The sequence below is a fragment of the Streptomyces sp. MB09-02B genome, assembly GCF_033794485.1.
In the GTDB taxonomy this organism is placed as follows: Bacteria; Actinomycetota; Actinomycetes; order Streptomycetales; family Streptomycetaceae; genus Streptomyces.
On sequence record NZ_JARGEE010000514.1, the window covers coordinates 1 to 5,674 of the forward strand.

A 5,674-nucleotide genomic window follows, 5' to 3' on the forward strand; every position below is an offset into this window, starting at 1 on the left:
TGTCTATGTTGTACATGGTCATGTTCGGCATACTAGCGGGACTTAGTTACATCTGACCACTTGTTGTTTTTTTTTTTTCAAGCAATAGACGGTCTAACCTATTTCCTCCCGTTTTCTGGGATTCGAGAAGGTTATAATGGGCAGCGCCACCTCCCCACCCGGTCTACGCTGGAGCACACCCCAGGAACTCCTCGGGAAGGCGGCGGTCATGACCGACTGGAACGTGCGCGACATCCCCGATCAGCACGGCCGCTCCGCCATCGTCACCGGTGCCAACAGCGGTATCGGATACGCCGCCGCCAGGGAGCTCGCCCGCCGTGGCGCCCACGTCGTCCTCGCCTGCCGCAGCGCGGAGCGCGGCGCTGCGGCACTGGAGCGGATGAGTTCCGAAGTTCCGGACGGCAGCGTCGAGTTGATGCGGCTCGACCTCGGGGACCTCGGCTCCGTACGGGAGTTCGCGGCAGCCTACGCGCAGGCGAGCGACCGGCTGGATCTGCTCGTCAACAACGCGGGTGTGATGGCCGTGGCGCGGAGCCGTACGACCGACGGGTTCGAGACCCAGTTCGGGACCAACCACCTCGGCCACTTCGCCCTCACCGGACTGCTCCTGCCGGCCCTCCTCGCCACCCCCGGCGCCCGCGTCGTGACCGTCTCCAGCCTGATGCACCTGCGGGCGAACATCGACATCGACGACCTCAACAGCGAGCACGGATACGGGCGTTGGCTGGCCTACGGCCGCTCCAAGACCGCCAACCTGCTCTTCACCCACGAGCTGGCCCGGCGCCTGGCGGCCAACGGCTCGGAGGTCGTCGCCGCGGCCGCGCACCCCGGCTACGCGTCGACCAACCTCCAGACGGCCGGCCCCAGCGCCGAGGGCCGCAAGAGCGTCGAACGCTTCATGCGGATCGGCAACCGCTTCTTCGCCCAGTCCGCCGAGGGCGGCGCCCTGCCCACCCTCTACGCGGCGACCGCCCCCGCCGTACGCCCCGACTCCTTCGTCGGCCCGTCGTTCGCGATGTGGCGCGGCAGCCCCGTACCCTCCCTCCGAGCCTCCTGGACCCGCGACGACCGCGCGGGTGAACGCCTCTGGGCCGCCTCGGAGCACCTCACCGGCGTCACGTACGACGAACTGAAGTCCTGACGCCACGGCCAGGCCGCAACCGCCCGTCGCCGCTCACCCACCAGAACGCGCGCCACGCGCGACGGGTGGGTGAGCGGCGACGGGCTGCGGGTTACGCGGCCCGCACCTCGTACGCCGTGATGCGTACCGTCTCGTCGTCCAGGCACTGCCCGCTCTCCAGGTCGAAGCGCTGCTTCAGGAGCGGGGAGGCGACGAACGGGCGTCCCTGGTGGCTGCCGGTGAGGCCCCGGGAGAGGACGGCGGCGCCGCCGAAGGGGTCGCGGTTGTCGACGGCGTACAGCTTGCCCGCGCGGTCGAGGAACAGCGCGGCCTGTTCGCCATCGGGGAGCAAGGCGGCAACGCCGCGGCCTGGGATCAGCAGGGCCAGGTCGCAGACCGTGAACCAGCCCTCCGGCAGCCGCAGTTGGACCTTGACGTCGATCTTCTCGGGAGCGAGGGTCATCGCTGGGCGCTTCCTTCCAGGACATCGGCGGGCCGCAGGCCGATGGACAGCAGGGGCAGGTCGGGCTTGATCTGGTCGCGCTCGGGGACGAAGCCGACGACCGGGTCCGGGGTGTCCGGAGCGTTGACGAAGGACACGAACCGGGCGAGCTTCTCGGGGTCGTTGATGGTGGAGGCCCACTCGTCGGCGTAGTGCGAGACGTGGTCCGTCATCAGGGACTCCAGCTCTTCGCAGATGCCGAGGGAGTCCTCCACGACCACGTCGCGGACGTGGTCCAGGCCGCCGGGGATGCGCTCCAGCCAGGTCGAGGTGCGCTCCAGGCGGTCCGCGGTGCGGATGTAGAACATCAGGAACCGGTCGATCAGCTTGATCAGTTCGGTGTCGGAGAGGTCCTGGGCCAGCAGGTCCGCGTGGCGCGGGGTGGCGCCGCCGTTGCCGCCGACGTAGAGGTTCCAGCCGTTCGACGTCGCGATGATGCCGAAGTCCTTCGACTGGGCCTCCGCGCACTCGCGGGCGCAGCCCGAGACCGCCGACTTCAGCTTGTGGGGGGACCGGAGCCCCCGGTAACGCAGCTCCAGGTCGATCGCCATGCGGACCGAGTCCTGGACGCCGTAGCGGCACCAGGTCTGGCCGACGCAGGACTTCACCGTGCGCAGCGACTTGCCGTACGCGTGGCCCGACTCGAAGCCGGCATCCACCAACCGGGTCCAGATGAGCGGCAGTTGCTCGACGCGGGCGCCGAACATGTCGATCCGCTGACCACCCGTGATCTTCGTGTAGAGACCGAAGTCGCGGGCGATCTCGCCGATCACGATCAGGCCCTCGGGGGTGATCTCACCGCCGGGGATGCGCGGGACGACCGAGTAGGAGCCGTTCTTCTGCAGGTTGGCCAGGAAGTGGTCGTTGCTGTCCTGGAGCGCCGCCTGCTCACCCTCCAGGACGTAGCCGCTGGCGCCGATGGTCGGCGCGAGGGAGGCGATGATCGAGCCGACCGCCGGCTTGCAGATCTCGCAGCCGTCGCCGCCCTTGGCCTCGTCGCGGCCGTACCGGTCCAGCAGGTCCTGGTAGGTGTTGATGCGCAGGGCGAGGACGATCTCGTACAGCTCCTCGCGGGTCTGCGAGAAGCAGCCGCACAGGCCCTTGTCGACGACGACGCCGCCGGCCTCCAGCTCGGCCGTGACCAGCTGGCCCAGCACCTTCACACAGCTGCCGCAGCCCGTTCCGGCCTTGGTGCACTTCTTGACCTCGGGCACCGTGGTGCACTGGTGGTCGGTGACCGCGCCGCGGATCGCGCCCTTGGACACGTTGTGGCAGGAGCAGATGATCGCGTCGTCCGGCAGCGCGGTCGGGCCGAGCTGGGCGCCGCCGCCGGAGCCCGCCGGGAGCACCAGCGACTCGGGGGAGACGGGCGGGACGGACCCGGTGAAGGCCTTCAGCGTGCCGTACGCGTCCGCGTCGCCGACCAGGATGCCGCCGAGCAGTTCGCCGCCCCGGCCGATGACCAGCTTCTTGTAGACGCCGGAGCGGGAGTCGGAGTACACGACGTCCAGGCAGTCGGCGGTCGCGCCGTGCGCGTCACCGAAGGAGGCGACGTCGACGCCGAGCAGCTTCAGCTTCGTCGACATGTCCGCGCCCGTGAACGCGGCCTCGTCGGCGGCGATGGTCGCGGCGGCCGTCTCGGCCTGCTCGTAGCCGGGGGCCACCAGGCCGTACACCCGGCCGTCGGAGGCCAGCGCGCACTCGCCGATCGCGAAGACGTGCGGGTCGTTGACGGTCCGGCACTGCTCGTCGACGCTGATGCCGCCGCGCTCGCCGACCGTCAGTCCGCAGTCACGGGCGAGCTGGTCGCGGGGGCGGACACCGGCGGAGAACACCACCAGGTCGGTGGCGAGTTCGGAGCCGTCGGAGAGCTTCATGCCGGTGACCGCGCCGGACTCGTCGACGACGATCTCCTGGGTGCCGACGCCCGTGTGCACGCTCAGGCCCATCTCCTCGATGGTCCGCAGCAGCGCGGCGCCGCCACCGTCGTCCACCTGCACCGGCATCAGCCGGGGCGCGAACTCCACGATGTGCGAGGTGAGTCCGAGACCCTTCAGCGCGCCCGCCGCCTCCAGACCGAGCAGACCGCCGCCGACGACGGCACCGACCTCGGCCGTCTTCGCGTACTCCTCGATCGCGAGCAGGTCCTCGATCGTGCGGTAGACGAAGCAGCCGGCCGCGTCCTTGTTGGGGACCGGCGGCACGAACGGGAACGAGCCGGTGGCGAGGACGAGGATGTCGTACTCGAAGACCTGCCCGGAGCGCGCGGTGACCTTCTTCGACTCACGGTCGATCGTCTCGGCCGGGTCGCCGACGAGCAGCTCGATGCCGTGCGTCTCGATGAACTCCATGTCGGTCATGGAGAGGTCCTCGGGGCTCTTGCCCGCGAAGTACGAGGTGAGCGCCACCCGGTCGTACGCCGGGCGCGGCTCCTCGCAGAGCACGACCACGCGGTGCGTGGCGGTCAGGCCGCGCTCGGCGAGCGCTTCGAGGAAGCGCTGGCCGACCATGCCGTGGCCGACGAGCACGATCGTGGGGGTGGCCCCCAGGGTGGCGGACATTCAGGAGCCTCCATCGTTGGTGAGCAGGTGGAGCAGGGGAGCGCCGTCTCCGGGGAGCGGCTCCGCTCCCTCCCAGGCGCGGGCGAGCGCGCCGACGGTGCCGAGTTCGCCGACGAGCACCCCGCCGACCAGGCGGTCGTCGCGGACGACGACCTTGCGGTAGGTGCCGCGCGTGGCGTCGGCCAGCTGGATGACGTCGTCACCGGGCAGCGGCTCGGGCTCGCCGAACGCGGCGAGGTCGAGGAAGTCCGCTCCGGCGAGCGTCAGCCGCGTCAGGGCGCGGGTGCCGGTGTACCGGGAGTCGCTGTTCCCCGCGAGCAACTCGGCCAGCACATCGGCCTGTTCGAGCGCCGGGGTGGCGAGCCCGTACACCGTGCCCTCGAACTGGGCGCAGTCGCCGATGGCGTGGATGCGGGGGTCGGAGCTGCGCAGCTCCTCGTCGACGATGACGCCCTTGTGCACCGCGAGCCCCGCCTCCTGGGCGAGACCCACCCGGGGGTGGACTCCGCAGGCGATGACCACGAGGTCCGCGTCGAGCGCGTACCCGTCCGCCATCGACACCGACCGCACGGTCCCGCCGACGCTGCGCACGGCACGCACGCGCGTCTCGGTGTGCACCTCGACGCCGAGGTCGGACAGGTGCCGACGGACCAACTTCGAGGCGGACGGGTCGAGTTGACGCTCCATCAGCCGCTCGCCCTGCTGGGCGAGGACGACCTGGGCGCCGCGCAGGGCGAGCGCGCGGGAGGCGGAGACCCCGAGGAGTCCACCGCCGATGACGACGGCCCGCGAGCCCGGCCGTACGGCCTTCGACAGCCGCATGCAGTCGTCCATGGTCCGGAAGGCGTGCACCCCGTCGGGGAACTCGTGCCGCTCCGGGTCCCACAGGCCCCGCAGCGGCGGCAGCACCGGGTTCGAGCCGGTCGCGAGGACCAGCCTGTCGTACGGGATCTCCGCACCGTCCGCGAGATGTACGGCTCGCATCTCGCGGTCGATACGGACCACCCGGCCGCGCGTCAGCTCGGCCGGGGCGGGCAGCGCGATGACCTCGGGCGCGTACCGCCCGGCCAGCACCTCGGCGAGCAGCACCCGGTTGTACGGTGTGTGCTCCTCCTCGCCCACCAGCGTGGCGGGCATGCCGAGCTCTCCCAGCCGCCGGGCGAGACGTACACCCGCGAGGCCGGAGCCGATCACCACCACACGCTCATTCGAGGTCATGTCCTTGAGCGTGCGGTGCCGGTGTTACCCGACCGCATCGCATCTGTTTCCCGCGAGGAACGCTGCCCTCCCCGCGGCCCCGAGCGGAGTGTGAGGGGTTTCCGGAATGCCCGGGTGGGGTGTGAGGACACCCGGGACCACCGCGCTGACCTGGTGATACGGAGGTCATGCGGGCGTATACGGGAAGGCGGGCCGGGGCGCGGTCGGGGGCGCGGTCGCTTATACACATTTCGAAGCCAACGAGACAGTCAGAAAATCCGAATGCGGCCTCTG

Annotated in this window: 4 protein-coding genes; 1 reads left to right on the forward strand and 3 read right to left on the reverse strand. The window is 70.5% G+C overall.

Features of this window, described 5'->3' with window-relative positions; genetic code table 11:
- The first annotated feature begins 208 nt into the window (after positions 1-208).
- A complete protein-coding gene (locus tag P1P70_RS39420) occupies positions 209-1,141 on the forward strand; it encodes an oxidoreductase (protein WP_319246452.1) in 933 nt (310 codons plus the stop codon).
- 91 nt (positions 1,142-1,232) lie between these two features.
- On the opposite strand, the gene nirD is transcribed toward P1P70_RS39420, so the two are convergent.
- From nirD to P1P70_RS39435, 3 genes are read right to left on the reverse strand one after another with little or no spacing between them, the layout of a single operon-like run.
- On the reverse strand, positions 1,233-1,583 hold the full coding sequence (nirD, locus tag P1P70_RS39425) for a nitrite reductase small subunit NirD (RefSeq protein WP_319246455.1): 351 nt from the start codon (positions 1,581-1,583) through the stop codon (positions 1,233-1,235).
- On the reverse strand, positions 1,580-4,183 hold the full coding sequence (gene nirB, locus P1P70_RS39430; RefSeq protein WP_319246457.1) for a nitrite reductase large subunit NirB: 2,604 nt from the start codon (positions 4,181-4,183) through the stop codon (positions 1,580-1,582). The genes nirD and nirB overlap by 4 nt, the downstream gene beginning before the upstream one ends.
- The gene (locus P1P70_RS39435) at positions 4,184-5,401 is read right to left on the reverse strand and encodes an NAD(P)/FAD-dependent oxidoreductase (RefSeq protein ID WP_319246459.1); all 1,218 of its coding nucleotides are present in this window, start codon (positions 5,399-5,401) and stop codon (positions 4,184-4,186) included.
- Between the last annotated feature and the right edge of the window lie 273 nt (positions 5,402-5,674).

Excerpts from the sequence above, each read along its gene's own strand:
- P1P70_RS39420 (WP_319246452.1), top strand. The coding sequence starts at position 209 with ATGACCGACTGGAACGTGCGCGACATCCCCGATCAGCACGGCCGCTCC.
- nirD (WP_319246455.1), bottom strand. The coding sequence starts at position 1,583 with ATGACCCTCGCTCCCGAGAAGATCGACGTCAAGGTCCAACTGCGGCTG.
- nirB (WP_319246457.1), bottom strand. The coding sequence starts at position 4,183 with ATGTCCGCCACCCTGGGGGCCACCCCCACGATCGTGCTCGTCGGCCAC.
- P1P70_RS39435 (WP_319246459.1), bottom strand. The coding sequence starts at position 5,401 with ATGACCTCGAATGAGCGTGTGGTGGTGATCGGCTCCGGCCTCGCGGGT.